The organism is Streptodolium elevatio, assembly GCF_053592165.1.
Map to the genome: position 1 here is coordinate 66,083 of NZ_JBSFVE010000002.1, position 25,410 is coordinate 91,492.

At 73.1% G+C, this 25,410-nt stretch carries 12 protein-coding genes; 6 read left to right on the forward strand and 6 right to left on the reverse strand.

Annotated elements, in window-relative coordinates:
- Nucleotides 1–334: 334 nt before the first annotated feature.
- The 5 genes from ACWD12_RS04365 to ACWD12_RS04385 all read left to right on the forward strand — a co-directional run bounded on the left by ACWD12_RS04365 (nt 335) and on the right by ACWD12_RS04385 (nt 5,751).
- The gene (locus ACWD12_RS04365) at nt 335–850 is read left to right on the forward strand and encodes an STAS domain-containing protein (protein WP_450098262.1); all 516 of its coding nucleotides are present in this window, start codon (nt 335–337) and stop codon (nt 848–850) included.
- Nucleotides 851–1,067: 217 nt separating this feature from the next.
- The gene (locus tag ACWD12_RS04370; RefSeq protein WP_450098263.1) at nt 1,068–3,275 is read left to right on the forward strand and encodes a SpoIIE family protein phosphatase; all 2,208 of its coding nucleotides are present in this window, start codon (nt 1,068–1,070) and stop codon (nt 3,273–3,275) included.
- A gap of 505 nt (nt 3,276–3,780) precedes the next feature.
- Complete coding sequence (locus ACWD12_RS04375; RefSeq protein WP_450098264.1) at nt 3,781–4,704, forward strand: SigB/SigF/SigG family RNA polymerase sigma factor; 924 nt, start codon at nt 3,781–3,783, stop codon at nt 4,702–4,704.
- Between the two features lie 373 nt (nt 4,705–5,077).
- A complete protein-coding gene (locus tag ACWD12_RS04380; protein ID WP_358365312.1) occupies nt 5,078–5,431 on the forward strand; it encodes an STAS domain-containing protein in 354 nt (117 codons plus the stop codon).
- Between the two features lie 149 nt (nt 5,432–5,580).
- Complete coding sequence (locus ACWD12_RS04385) at nt 5,581–5,751, forward strand: hydrophobic protein (protein WP_450098265.1); 171 nt, start codon at nt 5,581–5,583, stop codon at nt 5,749–5,751.
- Nucleotides 5,752–5,922: 171 nt separating this feature from the next.
- Here ACWD12_RS04385 and ACWD12_RS04390 read toward each other — a convergent pair whose 3' ends face one another.
- A complete protein-coding gene (locus tag ACWD12_RS04390) occupies nt 5,923–6,312 on the reverse strand; it encodes a hypothetical protein (protein WP_450098266.1) in 390 nt (129 codons plus the stop codon).
- A 588-nt stretch (nt 6,313–6,900) separates the two neighbouring features.
- Here ACWD12_RS04390 and ACWD12_RS04395 point away from each other — a divergent pair.
- Complete coding sequence (locus ACWD12_RS04395; protein WP_450098267.1) at nt 6,901–8,205, forward strand: glycosyl hydrolase family 28-related protein; 1,305 nt, start codon at nt 6,901–6,903, stop codon at nt 8,203–8,205.
- A gap of 93 nt (nt 8,206–8,298) precedes the next feature.
- On the opposite strand, the gene ACWD12_RS04400 is transcribed toward ACWD12_RS04395, so the two are convergent.
- Genes ACWD12_RS04400 through ACWD12_RS04420 form a run of 5 tightly spaced genes read right to left on the reverse strand, consistent with a single transcriptional unit; the run spans nt 8,299 to nt 25,083 of the window.
- Nucleotides 8,299–10,098, reverse strand: coding sequence for a hypothetical protein (locus ACWD12_RS04400; RefSeq protein WP_450098268.1), 1,800 nt, complete (start codon nt 10,096–10,098; stop codon nt 8,299–8,301).
- A 1-nt stretch (nt 10,099) separates the two neighbouring features.
- Complete coding sequence (locus tag ACWD12_RS04405; protein WP_450098269.1) at nt 10,100–12,043, reverse strand: hypothetical protein; 1,944 nt, start codon at nt 12,041–12,043, stop codon at nt 10,100–10,102.
- On the reverse strand, nt 12,040–16,491 hold the full coding sequence (locus ACWD12_RS04410) for a hypothetical protein (RefSeq protein WP_450098270.1): 4,452 nt from the start codon (nt 16,489–16,491) through the stop codon (nt 12,040–12,042). Before ACWD12_RS04410 ends, ACWD12_RS04405 begins: the two co-directional genes overlap by 4 nt.
- Nucleotides 16,488–21,734, reverse strand: a complete 5,247-nt coding sequence (locus tag ACWD12_RS04415; RefSeq protein WP_450098271.1) for a hypothetical protein — start codon at nt 21,732–21,734, stop codon at nt 16,488–16,490. The genes ACWD12_RS04410 and ACWD12_RS04415 overlap by 4 nt, the downstream gene beginning before the upstream one ends.
- A 1-nt stretch (nt 21,735) precedes the next feature.
- The gene (locus tag ACWD12_RS04420) at nt 21,736–25,083 is read right to left on the reverse strand and encodes a DUF6603 domain-containing protein (RefSeq protein WP_450098272.1); all 3,348 of its coding nucleotides are present in this window, start codon (nt 25,081–25,083) and stop codon (nt 21,736–21,738) included.
- Between the last annotated feature and the right edge of the window lie 327 nt (nt 25,084–25,410).

Here is a 25,410-nt window from a genome sequence, read left to right on the forward strand (position 1 = left end):
CACGTCATCCTTCCGCGAACCGCGCTTTCCCGGGGCAAGTCGGGAACGTGCCGTAGATTGCCCGCACAAGGGCACCGTAAAGCTCCCTTCGGGCCGCTGCGGGAACTTCGTCGAAGTGACCCCTCGAAGTGATCCGTAGGATAGGACAGCGATTCTGGGGCGACAGTTTGGGGACGGGACTCCGCCGCAAGGCCACCTCATCCGGGACCACCGGTACGAGGTGCGGACCTGTGCGTCGTCCCGTCGCCGGGGGTCGTGCCCGGAATCGTCCGCCGGGGGCCGGACCACGTTGCTTGCCGCGCCGCAATACGGGCAGCCTGCTCACTCAGGAGGCATGTCCGCTCGGGACGGCCCGAGCGCGGCGGCCGGAGGAGCGGCGTCCGGACCAGGCGCCGCACCACGCCACACCGCCCGGCGGCGTGTCACCGCCAGGCCGCGTCTCACCGCACAGGAGATCCAGGTGACCGACCGCATCCTCACCGCCAGTCGACACGTCCACGCCACCGGCACCACCGTGCTGACGTTGACGGGTGACCTCGACTACCACACCGCACCGCAGTTGGGCCGCGCCGTCGAGGAGACGCCGCTGGGTCCCGACAACAACGTGGTCATCGACCTCACGGACCTCGCGTACTGCGACTCGACGGGGCTCACCGCCCTCATCACCGCCTACAAGCAGGCCACCGGAGCCGGTGCGCGGCTGGTCCTCGCGGCCCCCAGCGCGGAACTCCTGCGCGTCTTCGCGATCGTCGGCCTCGACCAGTTGTTCACCTACCAGCCCACGGCCGACGACGCCGTGAAGGCCCTCGGTCCGCACGACGCGTTGTCGCAGGGCCCGCTCACGACGTGAGGCCCCGACCAGCACGGCGGGCGCACGCCCGGCCCGAGCACACCCGACCCGCGCACCCTCGCCCCGCGCACACCGTGGTCCCGAGCGTGCCCGGCGGCCGGGCGCGCGACCGTCGGCGAGGACGCGCGCGCCCGAACGGCGGTGTCCGTCGCGTCGGGCTATCCGTGCATGGCAGGGTTACCCAGGAGTCGGCAACAAATCGAGAGGGGCGGGGGCGATGGCGGAGGCTTCGTACTGGTCCGACCCTGTGCTCTCGGTGAGCCCGGTCGGCGTCGAGGAGGACCTGCGGGCGCTGTTCGGCCAGTCGACGACCCTGTTCGCCTCCACCGCCGGGCCGGCGCACGTGCTCACGGCGGCGAACGCCGCCTTCTTCTCCGCGATCGGCGGCGAGGAACGCGCCCGCACCGGGGAACCGATCGGCGTCCTGATGCCGGAGCTGGCCGAGCAGGGGTTCATCGCGCTCCTGGACCGCGTGTACCGCACCGGCCGGCCCTACACGGGCCGGGACGCGCGCGTCCTGCTGGGCACCGGGAAGGAGACCCGCGAGGCGTTCTTCGACTTCACGTACGAACCCCGTCGCGACGAGGCCGGCAACACTGTCGGCGTCCGCATGATCGGAACCGAGGTCACCCAGGTCAAGCACGCCCAGCGGCTGGCCGCCGAGCACCGGGCGCTGCTGGAGCAGATCGCCCGCCAGGCCCCGCTGGACGACGTCCTGGAGGGCATGGCGAAGGCCATCGAGGACCTCTCCCCCGGTGTCCTGGTCTCGGTCCTGCTCGCCGACGCGGACGGCCGGACCCTGCGTCACGGCACCGGGCCCAGCCTGCCGGACTTCTACAACCGGGCCATCGACGGCATCACCACCGGCGACGGCGTCGGCTCCTGCGGTACGGCCGCCCACCGCCGCGAACCGGTCGTGGTCGCGGACATCGCGCACCACCCGTACTGGGACGACTTCCGGGCCTTGGCCGCGCAGGCCGGACTCGCCGCGTGCTGGTCCACGCCAATACTGGCCCGCAGCGGAGCGCTGCTGGGCACCTTCGCGATGTACCACCGCACCCCCCGAACACCGCAGGACGCGGACCTCGCGCTGGCGAAGCTGTTCGCCAGCACCGCGGCGCTGGCCATCGAACGCCACCACGCCGAGCAGGCCCGCCTCCACGCCGAGGCGCGCGAGCGGGCCGCGCGCGACGACCTCGCGTTCCTGCTGGAGGCGAGCACGGCGCTGGGCGCCGACCTGGACTACGTGCACACGCTGCGACGCCTGGCGGACCTGTGCGTCCCGACCCTCGCGCCGCTCAGCGCCGTCGACATCGTCGAGGCGGGGCGGATACGGCGGGTCGCCACCGCGGCGTCCAGCGAGGACGAGAAGCGCCTGCTGCGGGGGCATTCGCCGGGCCACGACGCGGCCGACGAGGCGGTGGCGCGCGTACTCGCCTCCGGCGTGACCGAGGTCGCCCGCCGCCCCGCCGAACCGGACACCGGCGACGGCCTGCACACGACCGGCTATGTCTGCACGCCGCTGCTGGACCGGGGACGGCCCTTCGGCGTCCTGACCCTCCTCGGCACCGGCGACCACGTCTTCGACGGACACACGGTGGCACTCACCGAGGAACTGGCCCGGCGGGCGGCGTCGGCCGCCCTCAACGCGCGCCAGTTCACCCAGCGGGTGGCTCTCGCGCGCGACCTGCAGGCCGGGCTGCTGCTGACCGATCTGCCCGCCGTCCCCGGTGCCGACCTCGCCGCGCACTACCACCCCGCGGGCGAGGGGCTGGAGATCGGCGGCGACTTCTACGACGTCTTCCCGCTGGACGACGGTACGTGGGCCGTCATGCTCGGCGACGTCTGCGGCCGCGGCGCCCTCGCCGCCACCACCACCGCGCTGGTACGCCACACCGCACGGGCTGCGGCACCCCTGCTGTCCGACCCCGGCGACGTCGTACGCGCCGTCAACCGCGCGCTCCTCAACCGCCACGCGAGCCTCGACACCGGCTTCGTCACCCTCGTCTACGGCCATCTCACGCCGACCGACGACGGGCTGACGATCGACCTGGTACGCGCCGGCCACCCCCTCCCCCTCCACCTCGACCGGCACGGGCACGCCCATCCCGTGGACGCCCCCGGCACCCTGCTGGGCATCGGCGACGACCCCCGCGTGTCCACCCGCCGGCTCCACCTGCACCCCGGCGAGAGCCTGGTGCTGTACACCGACGGCATCACCGAGGCCCGCGACGCGGACGGCAGCCTGTTCGGCGAGAGCCGTCTGGCCGGCCTCCTTGCCGAGCAGCCGCCGGGTCTCGCGGCCGCCGCGCTGCTGGACGCCGTCACCGAGACCGTGCACGCCTTCGCCGGACACCGCGACATGGACGACGATCAGGCGGCCATCGTCCTGACCGCCGCCACCGCCACCGCGGCCGGCCCCTGACACCTGCCACGAGCCGAGGCGGGTTCGCCGTGCCGGAGCAGGGCGGCAACCGCACCGACGACGAGACCGCCATGCCGTCACCGGCGCACGGCGCCGCCCGAAACGCCTCCAGCGGGGGTGGCCGAGGGCAGCGTTCTCGAACGATCGCTGCCCGCTGCGGCGGTTGCTCCTTGCCACGGCCATCGGTCTGATCCCGCGGACGGGCCTCGTGCTGCCGTTCGTGCTCGCGTGGTGACCCTGCGGCGGCATGCGTTTGGGCGACTTGTCCGGTGGTACTTCCTTCTATCGAGGACGGTTCCGTCAAGGGCCCTCTCCTGGGCGGCGCGTAGCCGCCTGTCTGCGGCACAGAACCTGTGCCCGGGCGCGCGTGGTGCCTGAAGCCAGCGGGCGGCGCGGCCCACGCCCGGTGCCCGCGCGCACGGCCCCAACCCTGGCCGGCGGAGGGATCCCCGCTCCACGGCACCGAGGCTTCCGCGACGACGAACGCGAAGGAGCCCGATCACCGATGCCAACCACCACCGCCCCCGCCCTGCCCGCGACGGAACTCGTCGACGACGCGAACCTCCCCGACGCCACCGACGAACACGCCCCGCTCGCGCGGGAGGAGATGCGGAGCCTCGGCCGGGACGGTCTGCGCGCGCACACCGACCGGCTGCTGCGCCGGCTGGCCCGCCTTGAGCCGGGCACCGAGACCTTCGGCCGGACCCGCGCCGAGGTCATCGAGCTGAACACCGGCCTGGTCAAGCACCTGGTTCGCCGCTTCGTCCGCTCCGGCGAGGACTTCGACGACGTCTACCAGACCGGACTGGTGGGCCTGGTGAAGGCGGTCGACCGGTACGACGTCGAGCGCGGCACCGGGTTCATCTCGTTCGCCCAGCCGACCATCACCGGCGAGATCAAGCGGCACTTCCGCGACACCTCCTGGGCCGTCCACGTCCCCCGCGGGCACCAGGAACTCTTCCTCGTCGTCGTCAAGACCGCCGACCAGCTCCAGACCGAGCTGGGGCGCGACGCCACCGACGAGGAGATCGCCGACCGGCTCGGCACCACCGCGGACGAGGTCCGCGCGGGCCGTGCCGCCGCCGACGCGCACCGGGTCGGCTCTCTCGACGCCCCCATGTCCGCCTCCTCAGGGCGCGGTGACCGCCCGCTGCCGTTGCAGGACACCCTCGGCGCCGAGGACCCGGGCATCGAACTCGCCGAGTTCCGGGCCTCCGTCGCCCCGTTGATCGCCGAACTTCCGGAGCGCGACCAGAAGATCCTGCGCTGGCGGTTCTGGGACGACCTGACCCAACGCCAGATCGGCGAACGCCTCGGCCTGTCCCAGATGCACATCTCCCGCCTTCTCACCTCCGTCCTCTCCCGGCTGCGGGCCCATCTGGAGGCCGACGGCGTTGCAGCGAACACCGCGTTGCCCGCCGCGGCCTAGAGACACGCGGGGCGCGTACGGGAGTTCGCGCCGAGGCGCCCCCGCCCACGACGGCACCTCGCGGCGGGACTGAGCCGGCGGATTGCGCATCACCGGGGCGTCGCCGGGCCGGCGCACGCGTGCGGACCTCGCCGACGGCCTCGCGCTCCTCTTGGCGCGCACCGGCTTCGGAACCCCGCTCACCGCCCACCCGCCGTCGAGGACACTGCCACCGGGAACACCCCGCGTCCTCGCCACGGCGTCGTAACCGCCTGCCCGGCGACCGTCGCTGTGCCAGGTTCGACGCCACGTCTCGCCCACGTCGACACGCCGCCCCATGCGTACGGTTGGGATGGTGCGCGATCCGGGCTGCCGTCCGGAATACCGTGATGCCATGGACCCCGACGATGCCACGCTGATCATCACCGCCCGAACCGATGCCGGAACCACTGTCGTCGCGGTCGTCGGCGAACTCGACCTGCTCAGCGCCGACCAGCTCCGCGCCGCCGTCGCCGACGCCCTCGCCGGGCGTCCCACCCCCACCTCTGTGGTCCTGGACATGACCGAGGTCGGATTCTGCGACTCCACCGGCATCTCCGTCCTGGTCGCCGCCCGCAACCAGGCCGCCGAACTCGGCGCAACCTTCCACGTCAACGCATCCGACCCCGTCGCCCGCATCCTCGACATCGTCGGCCTGACCAGCCTGTTCCAAACCCCCGACGGGGACGAACCGCACCAGGCCGGCTGACTCCCACCGGGGTCCGCCGGCTGCCGCGGACCCCGGTGTACGCCCGCCAAGTCGCGCCTGGCCACCCCCCGCCTTCGGTGACCCGGCGGCACAGGACAACCGCTGTCCGGAGTTGGAGTGAAGGGGGGCGCTCCGGGCAGCGTGAGGTCATGATTCCGTTGATCGTGGTTCTGTTGCTGGCACTGGTGCTCTTCGGAGCGGGGTTCGCCCTCAAGGCGCTGTGGTGGATCGCTGTAATCGTCCTGGCTATATGGCTGCTGGGGTTCCTCTTCCGCAGCACCGGGGCAAGCGGCAGCCGCGGACGCTGGTACCGCTGGTGAACCCAGGCGTGGTCCCCGCCGGGCGCCGACCGATGACGTGGTCGAGTACGCCAGGCGGCCCGCCGCGGCCGCCTGGAGTGCCAGGTGGCCGGTGGGACCGCTGACGACACCGGGCGTGCCCGCGGTGTCCTCGTCATCGATCAGCCGGTGCTGAACGGCCGCCCGGGCCGTTCAGCACCGGCTGTCGGGGTCGGACGCGAACTCGGTGACTTTCCAATGCCCTTCGACCAGGGCCAGTCGTGCGGTAGCGACGTGTCGCCACTCCCGATTCTGCTGAACCAGGTTCCCGCCGGCGTCCGTCGTTCGCAGTGCGGAGACGTCCTGGCAGTCCTCAACCGCGGCGGTTTCAGGTTCGCCCGTCGGCACCAGTGCCGTGACACGGGGCGAGTGCCGGATCTCGCCGGTGACGGTGAGTCCCTTGCGCCGCTGCTCCTGGGTGTCGGCGACCAGAGCTGCGCGCGCATCGCCGGCGCTCACCGCGGCGATGGCCGCGAGGTCGACCTGGCCCGTCCGCCGGAGTTGCGCCTGAACCTGACGCATCTCCAGGTACGCCGCGACCACCTGGGCGCGCTGTTGCTCCTCTGCCGTGGACGGTGACCGCGACGCCGTCTGTCCGGACACTTCATGCGGGTCGGAACTGTCCGAACACCCGGCAAGGGCCGCGGCAAGGGCCGCACACACAAGAACTGTTGGTGCGCGCATACGTCTCCCCGATCGACGTGGTCGCCGTCTGCCACAACAAAGCTGCCCAGTCCGACACCGCGTGATGCCTATTGGATGCGCCGCCCAGCCCCCGAAGGCCGACGAGCAGAAGAACGACGACCTGTAGAGACGCCCCCGCCCGGTCGTTCGCAGGTACGTTGCGCACCTTGCAAACCCTTTGCCAGCCAGGGCGTTGGACGCTTCAGGGCGAAGCGTGACCCGCAGCCTGCCGCAACGCGCGCCCAGTGCGACTGTTTTGGGCTGGGACGGCGGCCGCGGTATCCAATGCGCGCGGATTGACGGTGTGCTGCTTGTCGCTGTGACACCTCGAATCTAACTTGAGCGCCTTCCAGCGCCGGGAACCAACTCCCGCGCCACCGAGGAAGGTTGCACACCATGTCCGGTGAACACGCGCTGCCCTGCAGAAGAAGCTTCGGACGCCGGGCGGTGTCCTTGGGCGCCGCGGCCGGAGTCGGCGCGGTGGCGGTTGCGGCCACGCAGTGGTCGGCCGACGCGGACGCCGCCGGGTCCACCTACACCGTCAATGTGCGTGACCACGGCGCGAAAGGCGATGGCAAGACCGACGATTCGGACGCCATTCGTGCCGCCGTCACGGCGGCGATCGCCGGGCGCGTCGGCGGGGCGGCGCAGAAGGACGTCTACTTCCCGCCGGGGAACTACAAGGTCACCAAGAAGGACACCCTGATGTGGTCGCCGACCGGCGGCATCGCGGACCAGATCTTCGGGCTCCGGTTCCGCGGTGCGGGACCGCGTGTGACGAACATCGACTTCGCCACGGACTTCGCCGCGAACCCGGACCCGCGCCAGAACAACCTCATCACCGCTGCTGTGCGCCTGCGGTACACCTACTTCCTGGACATGAGCTTCCGGTCGACGAACGCGAACAACCGCTTCGCGTACTACTGGTCGCGGGACGGCGACGACCAGGCGCTGCAATACCCCGAGTACGGTGTCGGCCAGAACCAGTACTTCGTGTACCAGAACGTCGAATGGCGCGGCGTGTGGGACCGGGTCATCGGTATCGACGGTGACAAGCAGGCCAACAACAACAGCGAGCACCACTTCCTGATGTGCTCGACCGATACGCAGTCGCGCTACACGGACGCCTTCCTGCACTGCGGCATCACCACGCCGAGCGTCAACTCGCAGCAGAACCAGTTCCTCAACTACTTCATGATGGCGTGCAACTTCGCGCTGGCCGGCGGCGACTTCTTCCGCTTCGACCGGGGCGGCTCGATCAACGTCCTCGGCGGCTCGTGGTCGATGGTCGGTACCGACGCCGCGCGCTACTTCTACATGCCGCTCGGCAACGGAGAGATCACCGCCACCCGTCTCAACGTGAACGGCGTTCGCTTCGAGCCCAAGATGAGCCCCGACCAGAAGATCATCGACTGCGGCTGGGGCAACGGCAACGTCACCTTCACCTCGTGCTCCGACATGGCCGCCGTCCAGGTGCCCGGCGCGGCCAACCACAACTACCACCGCTACACCGGCTCCCAGAACCGGATTCCGATCGTCCGCTACCAGGACTGCATCCTGGCGGGATACCACCTGGTCGACAATCCGGGCGCGGCGCTCGCCAAGGGCAAGATGATCTACGAGGGCTGCCGCTTCTATCACACCAGCCAGGCGCTCAGTGCCGCGTCGGGCGCCGCCTTCCTCCGTTACACCGGTCCGACCGGCCGGTACGCCTTCCGCGACTCGTGGGACACCGCGGACCTGAGCGGCTGACCCGATCCCCGCTGTCGGCCACGAGTACCGGCAACGCCGCATGGTCTGCCCGGACGGCATTTCGGCAGGCGCTCCGACCGGTCGGAGGCCGCTCTACCGGCGTTGCGCGGTGTTGAAGAGCACGTCTCTGTCGATGTCCGGTGCCAGGGGCTCGACGTCGGCCCGGACGGCCTTGACCTCCCAGTAGAAGCCGTGGGAGGCGTCCGGGCCGGAGAGGGCTCGGACGGTGAATCTGCCGTCCTCGACCGCCGAGGCGGCCAGCGGGAAGACCTCCTCGTCGTCGACGAACTTCGGGGTGAGTTGCACCGTTCTCCCCCTGCGTTGGACCAGGGCCTCGAAGTAGCGCGGTAGTTCGACCACCGCGCGGCCCTTCGCGAGGGTGGCTTCGCCTCGGTAGAAGACGGCGTTCTCCGGGCCTTCGAGGGCCGAGTGCACGAGGGTTCGTTTGGCGTCGAGCGGGTGATCGATGGCGAAGTGCTTCGTGCGGGCGTAGAAGGCGCCGTTGCCGTACATCTGGATCGGCCAGACGTTGGCGTCGGCGTTGCCGACGTAGAGGCCGCCGCCGGCGAAGACGTCGTGGGAGATGATCCCGCCGCCGCTCCACCCCGGGATCTGGCCCGCCTCGCGCTGCACCCCGAGGTTGCGGTGGACGTACAGCGTCCCGGCGTTGGGGTCGTTCGGGTGCCACGAGGACTCGACCCGGACGCCGCCCCGGTTCATCAGGTACAGCCGTTCGGGGCCGTCCACGTGGAGTCGCCCGCGGCCGGCCAGGATGTCGCCGAGCACGATGTTGCGGTCGACGTTCAGGCTGCCGGCTTCCGGGTCGGCCGCGTGCGGTCCCGTCGAGACGTACACCCCCTTGCGGTTCATCAGGTAGAGCCGGTCCGGGCCGTCCACGTGCAGCAGGCCCTGGCCGCGAACGGCCTTGCCCGGGCCGACCGTCACGTCTTCGGCCGCGTTCAGGGTGCGCAGCGACAGGTCGGCGTACGCCTGGCTGCCGCGCCCGTAGTCCAGGTTCGGGAAGTTTCCGCTGCGGTCCACCAGTTCGAAGCCGCGTCCGGCCCGGAAGCTGAGCTGGCCGTGCTGGACGCCCCAGCCGAGGAAGCCGAGGCCGGCCACGACCTGGTCGCGCTGGTACTGCGTGCCGCTGATGCCGCCCAGCAGGAGCATGCCGTCGGCGATGCGCAGACGTTCGGCTCCGCCCTGCTGGAAGTCGATGGTGTCGTCCGCGTCGTTGGCGGTGCCGATGAGCAGTGTGGTGCCCTCGCCGCCGTGCACGTAGTAGCGGATGAACGCCTCGTCGAAGGCGCCGCCGCCGGGATCGCGGGGGAACTGGATGCCGGCGGTCCCGCTCTTGCCCACCGTCGGGGTGATCGGCCCGGCCTGGACGCGGATGCCGGAGAGTTGGCGGGTGGACAGGTCGACCTGGACCACTCCCCCTTGGCGCTTCACGGTGCCGAGGACGACGTAACGCGGGTCGGAGGGCGGGGTGGCCAGCAGCTCCAGCCGTGCTTCCTCGACGATCCTGGTCTCGCCCTGCACCCCTCCCTCGTCGCGCGATTCGGCGGCGTGCTCGGCGCAGTGGACGGTCGCCAGGTATGTGCCGTCCCCCGTCGGCAGCGTCACCCGGGTGTCCTCGGTCAGCACGATGGGCGTGCCGTCCTCGTCCGTGGCGACCCCGGCGGCGACCATCACGTCGCCGCCGGACGCGGTCAGGCCGAGTCCGCTGACGACCCCGGCGGGGATCAGCTGGCGCAGGAGCAGGTGCTGCCGGGAGAGCAGGTAGTCCTGGGTCAGGCTGAGGTCGTCCGCGCGGAGGAACATCCGGCTGAAGTAGCGCGACCGCCGCATCGGCAGGGCGACTTGGCGGGCCTTCTTCCAGTAGATCGTCATCTCAGCTTCCCCCCTGTGAGGTGTCGGCCGAAGTGCCGTCGGAGATACCGACGGTGGGCTCGACGGACGTGGCGACGGTCGTGTCGACGGCCTCTGCGGCCCCGGCGGTGTCGACGGCGTCGAACCGCAACCCGCTCGTGGCGATGCCGCCGCCGGTGCGCTTGGTTCGGCCGAGCCACAGATGTACCGAGCCGTCGGTCCAGCGGGCCAGCTGCCATTGCCGGACCACCCGGACCCCCGAACGGCCGACCTCCTCTTCCGGCACGGCCAGTTCCACCAGGCGTCCCGGTGCGTGCGGGTCCTCCCGCCAGTCGAGCAGCCGGCTGTGGCCGGTCACCGGGACCGGCATCCCCGAAGCGTCCACGACCTGCAACGGCGTTCGGTGCAGGCGGACTTGGTCGGGCCGACCGTCGGTCGGGCGGGGCACCAGCGGCACCCAGTGCGCGGGCACCGCGCTCGCCAGCGTGTACCCCGCCTCCGGCACCCCCGTACCGGCCGGACGCGCGGCGCGCCCCGGCGCCACGGCGCCGGAGTGCTCGCGATCCACCGGCCGTCCGGTCGCGCTGGTCACGACGCGCTCCACCGCCCAGCCCAGGTTGGCCATCTCGTCCCGGAGAAACCGGACTTCCTCGACCGGCGGGGAGGCCAACGCGTCCACGGCGGTGGGCGGCAGCACCAGCAGGGCGTCGACAGGCGCGCCGGTACGCGGCGAGGGACGGAACAGCGACCATCCCCGCCCGGCCGGTGCCGGCGGCACCAGAGTGCGTACGCCGAAGGTGTCGGTCACCACGAGCGAACGGATTCGGGTCACCGAGCCGATCGGCAGGTCGAGCGGCACCAGGAAGTGGTCGTTGGCGTAGACCGTGCCGTACTCCAGCAGCACCATCCGCGCGAGGTCGGTGCGGCCTGCCGCCACCGACCCCAAGTTGACGCCGGCGTCCTCGAGTTCCCAGAACCGGGTGGACGGCATCCCGGGATAGCCGACCGGGGTCGGCAGTACGGTGCGGACGACGTGCTCGACGTCCGGCTCGGCGTGCAGCGTACGGCCGGGCTCGTGGTCCAGGTGGTACCAGTCGAGCCGGTCGCCCCCGTATTCGGTCGCGCTGAGCACGACCTCGTCCTCGGTGTGGGCGGCCGCGACGGCGAAGCTGTACTCGAGCCGGTCCCGCTGCCAGGCGGCCCCCTCCAGGCCGGGCACGCTGACCGGCGGCAGGGCCTCGGGCGGCGGCCACGGCAGCCGCGGTGGCCGCTCCGTCGCCGGTGCCTCCAGTACGCCGGGGAGCTGCAGCAAGTAGCCGGGGTCGGGTTCGGGCGGCCGCGGCGGGACCCCGAGCCAGGTCAGCCACGCGGCGGCCGTGCCCTCCACCGCCTCGACGAGTTCGCCCGGTACGTCGAGTTCGGCGACGAGCCGGTCGCCCGCGCAGGCGTCCAGCAGCGGACGGCCGTGCGGCACCCGGCCGGACACGATCCGCAGGTAGCCGTCGGTCGACTCGTCCGCCGGACCGCCCGCGGCGGTCGGGAGCGGATAGCGCGCCAGCACCGCCGTACGCAGGGCCCCGGCCCCGTGCTCGGTGAGCAGCCGCAGGAAAACCCGGCCGGTCTCGGCCGCCCAGCGCAAGTCGGCCACCAGCTCCGCGGGCTCCCGTTCGACCACGGCCTCCAGGGGCGCGCCGGATTCCAGGGCGATCGACAGGTGGCCGTCGGGACCGCCTCGGTAGCGGGTGAACCGCGCGGCCTCGGCGTCCACGCGGGCCAGGATCGGGGAGCCCGCGTCCTCGCCCTGGAACTCGCCGAACTGCCACTGTCTGGCCAGCAGCCACAGCGGGTCGGCGATGCGGGCCTCCGACGCCGGGCTGAGGTCGGCGGTCCTGGTACGCGGCTCCAGCCGGGTCCACGTGGTGATCGAGGGCTGCGTCACGGGCTCCGTGGAAGGCGGCGTCGTCATGAAGTGCTCCCACCGGTCTCCGGCGTGTCTTCCGCGTCGGGCGTGAAGTCGGTGCTCAGCGCCCTCGCGTGCAGGTCGACCGGGAAGTACAGCCCGGGCAGGAACTGCCCCACCTCGCCGAGCGAGTCGACGTCGGCGGCCCGGACCCGGGCCAGGTCGTACGCCTCCTCGACGGTCTGTACGAGCCGGTCCGGGCGCCAGGCGGGGGTGCCGTCCCCGCTGACCGCGAGCAGCACCGCCTGGGGTGCCGCGGCCGCCGGCGCGTCGTGCTCGAACGCCAGCCCGGTGTGCCGCCGTTCGGCGGGGACCACCTCGGTCCACTCGTCCACCACCACACCGCAGACCGGCTTGGTGACGTCGAGTTCCCCGCAGCCGACGACCACCAGGGAGAGCGTCTGCCGGTCCGTCGGCGGAGGGCTCTCACCGACCCAGTTTTCGCCCGGTGTGTACGGGAGTTGGGCCACCCGAACGGTCGGCGGCAGCTTCACCACCCCGCCGGAGTCGAGTGCGTCCGCGTACGTGAGCACCTCCTGAAGTCGGGCCAGCGCGGGGCGGACCCGGGCGTACCGGGTGAGCCAGCGCAGCGCGGGGTGCGGGCCGCCGCCCCGGAAGGCGGGCCCGGCCGTCAGCGCGGTGCTCAGCTCGGCCGCCCGTGGGGCCCAGGCACGCGGCAGGATCGGCAGATCGGCGCCGAACAGCGCGTGCAGGCGGTCCAGTTGGAATTGCCGACGGCGCTCGGCAGGTTGTGCCGGATCGTCGAAGTCGCCCTGGGAACAGCGGCATGCACCGTCCCCGGTGCACACCCCCTGCCGGAACTCCCGTGCCAGTCGACAGTGTTCGGCCAGTCTCCGGGCCAGCTCCAGCCGGGCGACAGCCGCCGTCTCCGCGACCTGCTCGGCGCTGCCGGGGCCGGGCGGCGGCGGTACGGCGCCGAGCACTCCGAATCCGGCCGCGGTGCGCAACGCCGACCGCAACGCGGCCTCCTCGCCGCCGTCCAGCGCGGCCGCCGTCGCCTTGGCCAACAGCCAGGACTCATCGGCATGGTGGACGGTGTACGGGTCGAAGTCCGGTGGTACGGCGCTGCCCAGCGCGTCCAGGTCGGCGGCGGCCACCGGCCGGGCCTGCGCGAGCAGGTCGCGTACCGCCCCCGCGGCCTGGAGGAATTCCCCGACCGAGACCCGCTCAGGCCCCCAGGCCGGATCGGCCCGGAAGTCCAACTCCGTTTGCTCGTCGATGCCTTCGACCAGCGCGATGCGCCGCTCCAGTTCGGCGTCGGCGACGTCGAGCGGCCGGGGCGGGGTGGCCAGGTGGTCGATCGCCGAGGCTTGGAGGAAGTCGAGGCTTCGGTGGCGGAACGGGCCGGGCGCACCGTTCACCGGATGCCGGCGGAACCGCCAGCTGACCCGGTTCGACGGCGGCAGCAGGGTGGCGGCCAGCGCGTCGGCGGCCGGACTGCCGATCAGCCGGGGTTGCTGCCCCCGGGCCGCGGGCCAGTCCTGGCGCAGCCGGTCGAAGCGGCTGTCGTGGTTGACCAGCAGCAGGACCCGGTGGGTGACCGCGATGCCGGTGTCCTCGGTGCGGACGAACTGCAGTTCGGGGGCGACGTCCGCGCCGGCCGCCGCGTTCACGGCCGCCGCCGCCCGGGTGACGTTGCCGACGGTCAACTGGTGGACGCCTTCGGCCAACAGCGCGTCACCGACCGCGTCCACCGCGTCGGCCAGCGATGCGAGGACTTCTTCGACCGCGGTGCGGTCGGCCGCGGGCAGCCCGCCCAGCGCGGCGGCCAGGTCCCCCGAGCGGTGCAGCCGGTGCAGCTCCAAGCCGTCTGCCACCGCTTCGCTCTCCACCACCGGAACCGGCGTGGCGTCGGGGTCGACGCGATGGGCTCGGACCGGGGCGAGCAGCCGGAACAGCGGCAGGTACCGGTCGAGGATCCGGTCCGGGTGCTCGTGCAGTCCGCGCTCGAAGCGGCGGCCGAGCAGCAGGCCCAGCCGTTGGCCGTCGCGGACACCGTCCAGCAGTTCCTGGGCCAGCCGGACCCGGCGCGAGGAGAGATCGACGGCCAGCGGGTTGTCGTCCCCACCGCCGCGCGAACGCCAACCGCCGCGCAGCACCGAGGCGGTTGCGGCCTGCCCGAGCGAGGGCGCATGCAGATGGCCCTGCTGGTCGGGCGCGGGGTACAACTGTCCCGCGGGCACGCCCTCGGGGGGCGCGACCGAGGTCTGCGGCGGGTCCGGCCGCAGGTCGTGCACCCACCCGTAGCCGCCCAGGTGGACGCCGTCGGGCAACTCGGCCGGGCGCGCCTGGCGCTGCTGCTCCAGCTGACGGGTCGCCAGCGACGTGATCCAGGCGTCCAGCCGGTGGGCGGACAGACCGAGCGTCCCGGCGACGTGCCGTTCCAAATCGGAGCGGGGGCGGCGCTGTTCCGGCTCGGCCGCGACGTAGTCGTGGTGCAATTCGGCGAGTACCGCGCGGAACTCGGCCAACCGCGCGGTGACCTGACTGTGCCGGGCGTCGGCTCCGGCGTCGGCGACGTACGCCCCGGCGGTCTTCCCGGCTACCGGCACGGCCAGGTCGAGCCGGCGACGCAGCGTGGGGGTGGTCCGGCCCGGGAAGATGTCGACGAGTTCCGCCTCCGGCCGCCACCCGGCCCCGGGCAGCGGCCCATCGGGCGAGGAAGCCAACAGCCCGACGGCGATGTCGTGTTCGGCGATCAGCGAGGCCCGCAGCAGGCGGTGCAGCAGCGGTCGCGGGCCCTCCGGCGGCGGGTGGTCGGCGGGCAGCCCGACCGCCGCGAGTGCCGCCAGGTAGGAGAGGTCGTCCCCGACCAGCGCGGTGCCGAGCCTGAACGAGGTGTCGGCGTACGTGACCAGGGCCAGCCGGGGGTCCTCCGGGTCGGCCAGGCCGAGTGAGGCCAGCAACTCCCGCGCGGGGCGCAGCAGTCGCGCGCGCCAGTCGCCCTCCGGGTAGGAGCGGGTGAACCGCCACAGCCAGCTCACGTACTCGTTGCCGAGCACGCTGCGGGCCCGCACCTCGCGGACGCGGGCGTCGGTGGCCAGGATCTCCAGCATCAGCCGGTCCGGCTCCCCGCTGCCGGGGCGTATCCGGGGGACCGGCGAACGCAGCCACACCTCGGTCAGCCCGGTGAGCACCTGTACCGCCCGGGCCTCGTCGGGGCCCGTGCTCTGTCGGCCGCGCAGCGCGGTGACCGGCAGCAGGCCGTACGGCTGCGCGCCGATCCGCAGCGTCGGCAGCGGCCCCTCGGGGTGCACGTACCGCACGAAGTGCTCGGCGAGGGCGTCCGGGTGCGGGAGCCGGTCGAGGGGCAGCATGTGCCGGAACAGCCTGCCGAAGCCGGACGGCCACAGCGCGCGGCGGACCGGGCGGCCCAGCGCGCGGTCGGCGGACTCGCCGTGCGCGGCCCGGCCGAGCGCGGTGGGCGCCCCGGCCCGGACGGGGCGGCGGCGCACCGCGGCCAGCGCGTCGCCCGGCCGATGGCCCAGCGGCAGGCCGAACGCGGAGGCGGTCAGCGCGGCCGCCGTCTCGGCGTCCTCGGCGGGCGTGCCCTGCCCGTCGGTCACTCGGGCCGCCAGGATCGTGGCCCGGGAGTTCGGGTCGTGGCCGGAAGAGACGGTCTCGGTGTTGTTGGTCGGGGTGTCGGGCGGCAGGAAGCCCAGGCCGTCGGTGGCCGCGTGCGCCTCCAGCAGTTCGGCCAGCCGGGTCGCGGTGGCCTGTGGCTGGGCGGTCTCGTCCACGCCGACGACCACCAGCAGTTCCACTTCCTCCGGGACGGTGGGCCGGTCCGGATCGGCCGGGGGGACGGTCAGGGTGAGTGCCATCCCCGCCGTCAGCGCGGCATCGAAGTCGGTCAGCCAGCGCATGCCGAGTTGGACCGGGGCACCGTCCTCCGGCGGCGGCGGTTCCGTCGACCGCGGGTCCGGGCCCAAGGCGGGGGCGGCCGCCACCGGAGCGGAACTGCCGTACAACATCTGCCCGCTGCGGGTGCGGGCGACCGCGTGCCAACGGGTCGGCAGCGCGCGGGCGACCGGCGCCCTGCTCCACCGGCCCGGCCGCTCCAGCGGCTCAGGGTACGGGCCGCCGGGGAACTCGGGCTCCATCACCCGGGCGATCCACCCGGCTCTGGCGGCGCCGTACTCCCGGACCAGGTCCTCCCAAGCCGCCTCGCACCCCTCCCGGTCCTGCTCCGGACCCGGTTCCGGTTCGGACGGCCCGGTCCGCTCCCAGTAGCGGCGCCCGGACTCCCGTTCCTCGACGGTCAGTTCCGGTTCGTGGGAGTCCACGTGGATCTGGTCGGGGTAGATCCGCACCCGCAGCTCGGTACCGAAGAACCGGGTCTCCAGCCGCACCGGGAGCAGCGCCACCGGGTACCAGGTGGACAGTCCCCAGGCGGTCTTGGGCACCGCCTCGGACAACGGTGTGCCGGTCATCGGGTGGCCTCCACGGCGGGCAGCACGTCACTCGCGTGACGGGCGATCAGGACGGGGCGCTGGAGCGCGACACGGGCCATGTCGGCGGCGTTGCGGCCGTACTCGGCGCCGTCGAGCCTCCGCCCCGCCGGGCTTCCGTCGGGGTTGCGGCCCAGTCCCGGTGCGTACGGGGACAGGAAGCGCGCCCCGTCGGGGAGGTGCCCCCAGTGCAGTTGGTCCCAGTGCGTGCCCTCGAACGGTTCGGACGTCCAGTCCTCGGGCGGGAGATCGAGGCCGAACCGGGGCGCGGTGGGCTGCTCGCGGAGCACGAAGAAGCGGCCCGCGTCTCCGGCGGTCCGGCTGGTCGCGCCGCGGGCCACCGCGGCGGTGAGCGGGAAGCCGAACAGGAGGAGGTCCGGGGAGAGCCAGCCGCTGAATATCGGAGGCAGGTCCTGGCCGACCGGGTCGCGGCCGGTCTCGCTGGTCCAGGCGGCCTGACGCATCGTCACCACGGTGGAGGGGTAGCGCCGCAGCACCTCACCGCGCACCACCAGGATCAGCGCGTCCTCTCCGGGCGCGCCGACCGAGGTCAAGTGGCTGCCGAGGGAGCCGCTGCGCCACACGTCGTCGGAGAACGGCGGCAGGTCGGTGAGCGGGCGGTCCGCCGAACGTGCGTTGCGCACGTCCCAGAACTGCCGGAACCACGTCTGCCTCGGGTCGGCGGGGAACTCCCGCCACAGCAGCTCCCGGCTCGTTTCGTGGTTGAGCCCGACCATGAACGCCTCGATGAACCTGGCGTTGGCGGCCAGCGCCGTCATGGTCTCGGGTGCGACGGCGGGCAGGCCGGGCGCGACGTGCTCCTGGGCGAGCCCGCGGAGCAGTTCGTACGCCGGCACGTCGAAGGTCAGCCCGGCGAGCAGGCGCCGCAGGCTGTCCCCGCTGTCCCTGCCTGCCGATCCTGCCGCGCTTGCCCTGATTGCCTCACCTGGCGTGCTTGCCGTGCTCGCCGTGCTCGCGCTGCCTGTCGTGCTCGCGCTGCCTGTCGCGCTCGGCCTGCTGTCGGCGCCGAGCGCCAGTGCACCGGCAAGCGGACGGCCGCCGACCTCGATCGATTCCAACACCCGTGCCGGGATGGTCTGTTCCGGGTCCAGCCGGGCCCGGATCCGCTCGGCCGCCGAACCGAGTTGCACCTCGTTCTGGCTGTCGTCCTGGGACGATCCGAGCACCGACAACAGGTGCGCCTGGTGCGGAGCCGCGGCCGCGGCGAAGTTGGCAGCGGTCTTCGCCCGCAACTCGGCCAGCGCGGCGCGCAGTTCGGCCACCGCGAGGCCGGCGCCCGACACCTCGGCGCCCGGCGGTATTCGATGCGGCTCGTACGGGTCGCTCCATCGTGCGACCCCGGTGCCGGCGTCCAGGTCGAAGCCGATCCGGAAGGTCCCGGTATGGCCGGCGGCGGCACTCCCGGTGATCCGGTAGACGACCAGATCGGGGGCGCTCGTACCGGTCAGGTCGGTGACCGCCATGCCGGTCGCGGCGCTCGGCCCGGCCGACCCGTCCGCCACCGTGAACGGGCCGTGCCAGCCACCGACGACCTGGCCGCGCCGGTTGACGCCGCGGCCTACGCCGTACCGGCAGACCCGGGCGGCGCCGTCCTGTCCGTCCGCGAGCACCACCAGGTGCGGAGTCTGTTCAGCACCCATGGCGACCACGTCGACGCCGACGCCGTCGATCGCGGAGAAGGTCCACGGCGTCGGGACGGAATCCGTCCAGCCCCGGGCGGCCTGCCCGTCGGCGTCCAGTCCCCAACCGATCCGGTAGTACACCCGGTTGCGGTCCCGGTCCGGACCCGAGACGCCGTACGCGAGGACAAGCTCCAGCCGGCCGTCCCCGTCCAGGTCGGCCAGGGTCAGATCGGCGCCGCGCGCGTACGGATGCAGCGGGTCCGGCAGCCGGAACGGACCGAGCCAGCCGCCGGTCGGCACACCCTCCTCGTCCAGAGCCCGGCCGATCCGGTACTCGGCCACGCACGGTGCGCCGGCCGTGGGCTGACGGATGGTCAGGACGACCAGGTCCGGACGCAGCCCGCCGGTGACGTGCCCGACGGCCACGCCCAGCGCGCGGGCCCGGAAGTCCAGGGCCAGTGCCTCGCGCGGCGGCGAGAGCGAGTCCGGCCGGCCCTCCAGATCCGGGTCGTGCGCCGAGCCGATCCACAGCCGACTGCGGTCCGGGTTGCTCTGGCCCAGCAGGTGTGCGGTCAGGAACGAGGAGAACAGGCCGGTACCCGGCAGCAGTTCGGGGCGCGCGACCGCGGCGGACTCCATCGGGCCGCTGCCGCGCGGGTCCAGCGGCACGCCATGGTCCTGCCAGTCGGTGCCGACCCGGCACGTGAGGCGTCCGTCGGCGGTGACCATGAAGGTCTCCTCGCCGGTGTGGCTGTCCCCGATGACCGGGCCGATCCGGCGCGGGGCCAGCCCGGCCGGGTGCTGCCAGCGGGTCTGGCTCCAGCTCCAGCGCACCCTGGACCGCCCGTCCGGCAGGTCCTCGTCCCACTCGCCGAGGGAGGCCACCTCCAGTTGCCCGGTCGGTGTGGAGACCAGCACGTTCACGCCCGGGGAGCCGTCCTGGAACACCTCCACGCTGTCCATGCCGACCGAGACCACGCGGTGGTCCGGCAGCGGGCGGCCGTGGTCGACCCACGCGTCGCCTGCCTGCCGCCCCAGGTTGCCGCCCGGGGTCAGGTAGAAGAACCGGTTCAGACGGTGCACCGCGCTGGGCGAACCCGTCAGCACCTGCGTGAAGTTGGCGGGGAACCATACCGGGGCGCCGTAGGGGTCGGGGCGACTGCACACGAACAGGCGGTTCTGGCTGGTCGCGACCCGGACGGATGTGGCATCGATGGGCCGCGGCGTGGCGAACAGCTTCTCGTACGGGGCGAGTTCGCCCGGCTTGCCGAGGGCACGCCAGATGTGAGTGGCGGTTTCGAAGACGTGCAGCCCGCCGTCACCGCCGAGCACGAAGACGCTGCCCCCCGCGGCGACCGGGCGGCTCGCCAGCCCACCGGGCGGCGCTCCGCAGCCCACCCACCGCCAGCGGTCGCCGTCCCAACCTCGCTCCCACAGAAGATTGTTGCCGGTTCGGACGTACACGCGGTCGGGCGGCACCGCGGTGGCCGAGGTGATCACCGGGCTCGTCGCGTTCGGCCGGCCGTGGTCCCGCCACGTCCAGGTCCCGGCCAGCCGCCTCCGCTCGAACAGCCGTCCGTCCTGGGACCTGAGGAAGAACCGGTCGTTGTCGAGCAGGTCTCCGCCGGAACTGCCGACCGCGGTCATCGGTTCGTCGGCTGCGACGCCGGCGAGGGCATTGGGCGGCGCGGAGGGATGCGGTCCTACCTCCGGCTGTGCGGTGTCGGACTCCGGTGCGGCGCCGTCGCCGTCGAGCTCCGCCGCGGGCCCGGCGTTGCCAAGTTCCGTCTCGGGTCGCGCCGTTGTCACTGCGACCGAGGACCACGCCGCGGGCGGGTTGCCGAGACGGTCGGGCCCGTAGTTGTCCAGCGGTTCCCTGGAGACGTCACCGAACCCCATCCCGCCGTCGGGGAGGGTGGCGGCCGGGATCGCGCTGCGGCCCTCGGCCAGCCAGGCGGTCGGGTCGGCGGTGGGCGGTGCGTCCAGGCGGCGGGCAAGCGGCCCGCGGGGGCGGGTGAGGCGGCGCAGCGAGGACGAAGTGGTCGCCGCCACCCCGGCGTTGCCGTTCAGGTCCGCATCCGCAGTCGATCCGTCCTCGTGCACGGGCCGGGTCAATGCGAACAGTTCCCCGTCGGAGAACGCACGGCCCGGACGCGCCGGGTCGATCCGCTTGCCGTACAGCTCGGCCGCCGCGTCCCGGGCCAGCTGCCCCTGCATCAATTGCGCGTTGATGTCCACCAGTTCGGCGGCCCGCTGCCAGGCCGCGGCGGCCATGTCCTCCTGATGCCGCTGCACCACGGCGGCACCCAGCGCGGCCGCGGCCCGGTAGCGGGGGTCGAGGTTGAGTTCGCGCAGCCACTGCGGCGGCGCGCCGGCCTCGGGCAGCCGTACCTCCTGGGCGTGCCCGATTCCGTACACCGGCGGTGTCAGCCACGCGTCGTGATTGCTCAGCAGGGTTTCCATGACGGCCTGCCAGGAGGCCTGCGGGTCGGCGGCCCACTCGGTCCGCCGCATCGCCGGGGAGCCCACCGCCCCTTCGAAGCCGAGCACCGAGACGCCGTCCACGCCGGGTTCGCCGACCGGCAGCCCGCTTCCGGCGGTGTTCAGGTCGACGCGGCGCAGCCCGACGGACTCCGGCAGGGGACGGCCCCGGAGCCGGCGGACCAGCGACTCGAAGTCGCCGCCCACGCCGGTGGCGAACCGCCAGTGGTGGAGCACCGGCAGCGTCACCGACTCGGACCCGGACTCGGACTCGGATCCAGACTGCGATTCGGACTCCGATCCCGACCCCGAACCCGTTCCCGAGGCCGATTCGGACTTCGATCCCGATTCGGACTCCGCACCCGATCCCGATCCCGAGTCCCGGAACGCGTCCGGGGACGAAGGTGTCCCCCAGGCCGGTCGCAGCACCCGCCCCTCCAACGGGGGTTGACCGAGCCCGGCCCGACAGCCCGCGTCGAACGCGGGCACCACTGCCGCCAGGTAGCCGACTCCGGGCTCCAGCCGACGCGGGCAGACCAGCCGCGACAGCGTCCGCTCCGGGTGCCCGGCGATCACGTCCGCCGGGTCCTCGGCGTCGTGCTCCAGCAGGAGTTGGGCGTGCGCCCAGGCCCAGGACTCGTCCAGGTCGGGCAGTTCGGCAACCGGCGCGGTCAGCCGGGGCAGTGCCCCGGCCGGGGTGCGGAACTCGACCCCGGGCGCGTTCTCCGGGACGACGACCAGCACCAGCCACGGGCGCAACCTGCCTTGGGCGTCCGGTCGGGCGGGGGTGAACTGCCAGGGCAGTTCGGGCGCGTCGAAGTCGACCGCGGCGAACAGCGAGACGTCCACGCCCTGCGCGTTCGGCTCGGGGAAGCACCGGATCACCTGCCGGGGGTCCAGCGCGGTGACGTCGCCGGGCCCGTGCACCGCCGCGTCGGTGCCCACGCTGATCGTCTCGGGGTCCGCGCCGCTCGCCGCCACCTCGACGGTGAGCCGTACCTCCCCGCGCTGCCGGCTCAGTGCACCGCTCAGCGGGTCCTCGTCGGCGAGTGCGCGGACCACCCCGTCGCGCACCCAGGGCAGAAACCTCAGCCCGGCCATCTCAGCGTCCCCCGCTCCCGGTCGTGGTCAGCCCGAGCCCCGCGCCGCCGAAGCGCGCCGGGCCGCTGTCCCTGGTCTTGGCGTTGGCCGCCGGGCCGTTCCCGGCGAACCCGGTCACCGGGGTGGCCGCGGCCGTGCCCGGCAGCGGCCTGCCCGGTGCGTCCGGGTGGTCGACGACCCAGGCGTCGTACGCCCCGTCACCGTCCAGCGCCGCGCTCACCGTGAGCCCGACGGCGGGCAGGTCGGTGCCGCCCGGCAGGCCGAGCCGTCGTCCCGTCTCCTGCCACCGGTAGCCGGGCTGGTCGAGCAGTTCGTCCAGGCCCAGGTCGTGGAACTGCCCCGGGGCGAACCGGTCCAGGACGGGATCGCCGACCGTTCCGGCGTGCCCGTCGCCGTAGCCGAACGACAGGATCCGGAAGTGGTTCGGCCCCGAGACCCGTGCCGCGCCCAGCCGTTCGATCTCCACCCCGAAGGGCAGCACGTTCTGCCGGATGCCCAGCACGGTGTCGGGCCGCAGCACCAGTCGTCCGGGCAGCTCGGGCGAACGCAGCACCGCCAGGTCGCCGTTGCCGCCGGCCGTGGCCTCCCACGCGGAGGGCAGGGCGAGCGCGTCGCGGAGCCGGTCGATGGCTCGGACGAACGGCAGTTCGGGCGGCGCCGCGGCACCCCGCTTGCGCGTGTCGAAGCTCTTGTCGACCTCCAGGAAGAGCAGCTTGAGCTTGACGCGCCCCCAGAAGCCCCACGGCTGCGGGCCGCTGACCCCGACCAGCAGATCGACCCCGAGCAGGGTTTTGCCGAATACCTTCACCGTGACCCGCGCGCCCAGTTCGGCGGTGAACCACAGCGGGTCGAAGCGCATCAGCGCGTCCAGGTGGGCATGACCCTCGATGTCGATCTTCCAGAACGTGATGCGCAGGTCGATCGAACCGCCGAACTGCACGCTGTTGCTGGTGATCGCGAGGTACGCGCTGATCCGGGAATTCCCGTTGTCGGACAGCGCGATGGTCAGCCGCCGCAGCGCCGGGAAGCCGACGGGAGGCCGGAAGGCGGGGTGGAACCCGCCGAGCGACAACGCGAACGAGGCCTCTCCCTGCCAGCGCGCCCGCAGCGCCATGTCCCCGGTGATCGTCCGGCCCAGGAGCTTGGAGTCGATCAGGCTGCCGTCCAGCGAGAATTCGCCCCGGTCGAAGTCCAGCACTCCGACGACGTCCAGGCGCAACCGCCCGATCTGCTCGAGGTCGACGTTCAGTTGCCCCAGCACCACCACCCTGACAGGGGTGGGCAGTTGGATCAGCACGGCCAGCTTGGCGGTGATCAGTTTCCCGAGCATCTCGCCCCGGGCCATCACGCCGAGCACGGTGCTGCCGGGTGCGGGCGGGAGGAGTCGCCCCAGGGTGCCGATCACCGCCGGGGCGTCGCCGACCGGGTCGGCCGGGAAGAGCAGCGCGTCCAGGGCCCCGGTCCTGGTGGCGCCGCGAAGTTCCTCGACATCGGTGCGCCGGTTGTGGCCGACCACCACCCCGACACCGTTGAGGAAGATGCCCCAGCCGAGCGCGATGCCCGGCGACCACTCGTACGAGGCGACGACCAGCAGGGAGAAGAAGCCCTCGTCGGCGGGGTCCGCCGCCGGACCTCCGCCGACCGCCTTGGTGTCGAGGATCGCCACACCCTGCAGCCGCCAGGACGACAGCGCGGCCACGCCGCCCAGGCCGAGTTGGAAGACCCCGGCGTACCGGCCCTTGTCGCGGTCCAGGTAGAGGTGCCCGCCGCCGTTCACCGGCCCGGCGGAGACGGCCAGCCCGGCGCCGAGCGGCGGGACCAGGTCGAATCCGGCGTCCAGTCCGAACAGCAGGCCGTCGTCGGGAGTGTGGTGGAGCGCCAGGGCGATGCCGACCTGCTGGACGGTGGCGCTCACGGGTCCGAGGGCGGCGGTCAGGTCGACGGTGGCCGCCAGCCGCAGACCGTCGCCGTCCGCCGCGCCGCGTACGGTCAGGTCGCCGACCCGGACCGGGCCCAGCTCCAGGTGCAGCGGGAAGGTCCGCTCCATCCGCCCGGAGCCGCGCAGCGTCAGCCCGGTCCGGCTCGACCAGACCAGTTCGAGGTCGGTCTCGACCTCGACGATCCGGCCGCCGGTGACGGAGGAGAGCAGCCCGTCCAGCGTCGCCGGGTCCAACACGACGCGCAGCGCACGGACTTCGACACCGACGGCGACCTCCCGCACCTCGGCGCCCTCGGTCTGCACGGCGAGCCACGCCCGGGAGCCCCCGAGGGTCACTCCCGCGGTCGCCGGATCACCGAGCACGGTGAGCGGCTGGGCGGGCCGGTGCTCCACGGCCACCGTGAACTCGCCCGAGACAGCCGTCCCGTCGGCGTGCGGTGCCAGGGAGCCGGGTCGCAGCAGCACTCCGATCGCACCGGAGGCGTCCGCCTCGGCGGTCAGTTCGACCCGGATGGTCGCGCTCGGCTCGAACACGGCTCGGGCCGCGCCCGCCGCGTACGGGCCCAGCAGCAGGCCGTTCGGGGCGGTGCCGGGCTCGGGCGGGACGGGGAGCAGTATGAGACCGGCCTCGGCGTAGGCGGCCGCGTCGCCGTCGTGGGCCTCGACGGCGGCCAGCGGCATCCGCAGCACCAAGGGCGGCGGGGTCGGCATCGGGCTCGGCGGCGGGCCGAAGTACTTCTCGTACAAGGCAAGTTCGGGGACGGCACGGACCGCGGGAAGGCCAAAGGCCGCCGCCACGTCCTGAACCGCGCGCAGCAGCTTGTACGCGTTCAGCTCCCCGCCCCAGCCGTAGACGCGGTGCGCCAGTTCCTGCGGGTCGCCGACCAGCAGGACGAGGCGGTCCCAGTGCACCTCGGTGGCCTGGACCCCCGGGATCCGGTACGGGCTCGGCTGTACCGGCTCCCGGCTGATCACCCCGGTGAGCAGCAGCAGCGCGAACAGGGCCGGCTTCTCCCGGCGGAGCTGATCGGTGAGGAGGTAGCCGGGCAGTTCGGCGGCGAGCGATGCCCACAGCCCCGGCTCGTTCAACGGCGCGGGCAGCCCCGTACCGTCCGTGGCGCTCAGCCCTTTCACGGCCGCGACCACGTCGCCGACCTGTTGGACCAGCGCCGCCCAGTCGCCGCCGTCGGCGAGGAACTCCCCGAGTGCTTCGGCGGCTTCGGCGAGCTGCTCGCCGACCGCGCGGATCGGTCCCAACGAGTCGGCGGCGAGGGGCCCTTCGGGCGGAACCCAACCGAGGTCGAAAAGCAGAAGACGCAAGGCCGCCTCGTCGGTGGCGGCGGCGGTCAGCGGCGAGAGGGTGTCCAGCACCGCCCCGAGCAGGTCCTCCGCGAACGTCCGTACCCCCATGTGCGTTCTCCCCTGGGGCGATGGTCAAGGTCCGTCGAGCCGTCAAGCGGTGAAGCCGTGCATCCGTCGGGCCGTCGAACGTCCCGCTTCGCGGGCCGCGCGGCGTGGTTCAGGGCATTGGGAAGGTGGCATGTCCGGGCTCGTGCTCTTCCGGCGGCCGGGGGCGGCCCCGGTCGGGAGCGGGCAAACCCGCTCAACGCACCTGGAAGCAACGTCCGGAGGTCTCGAAGTCGTCGGTGTTCACCGATCGGAGCGGCGGGTGGGCGCCGGTCCCGGGCACCAACCCTGCGGGGCGTTGAACTGCCGGGCGCGTGGCCGCCGTTCCTC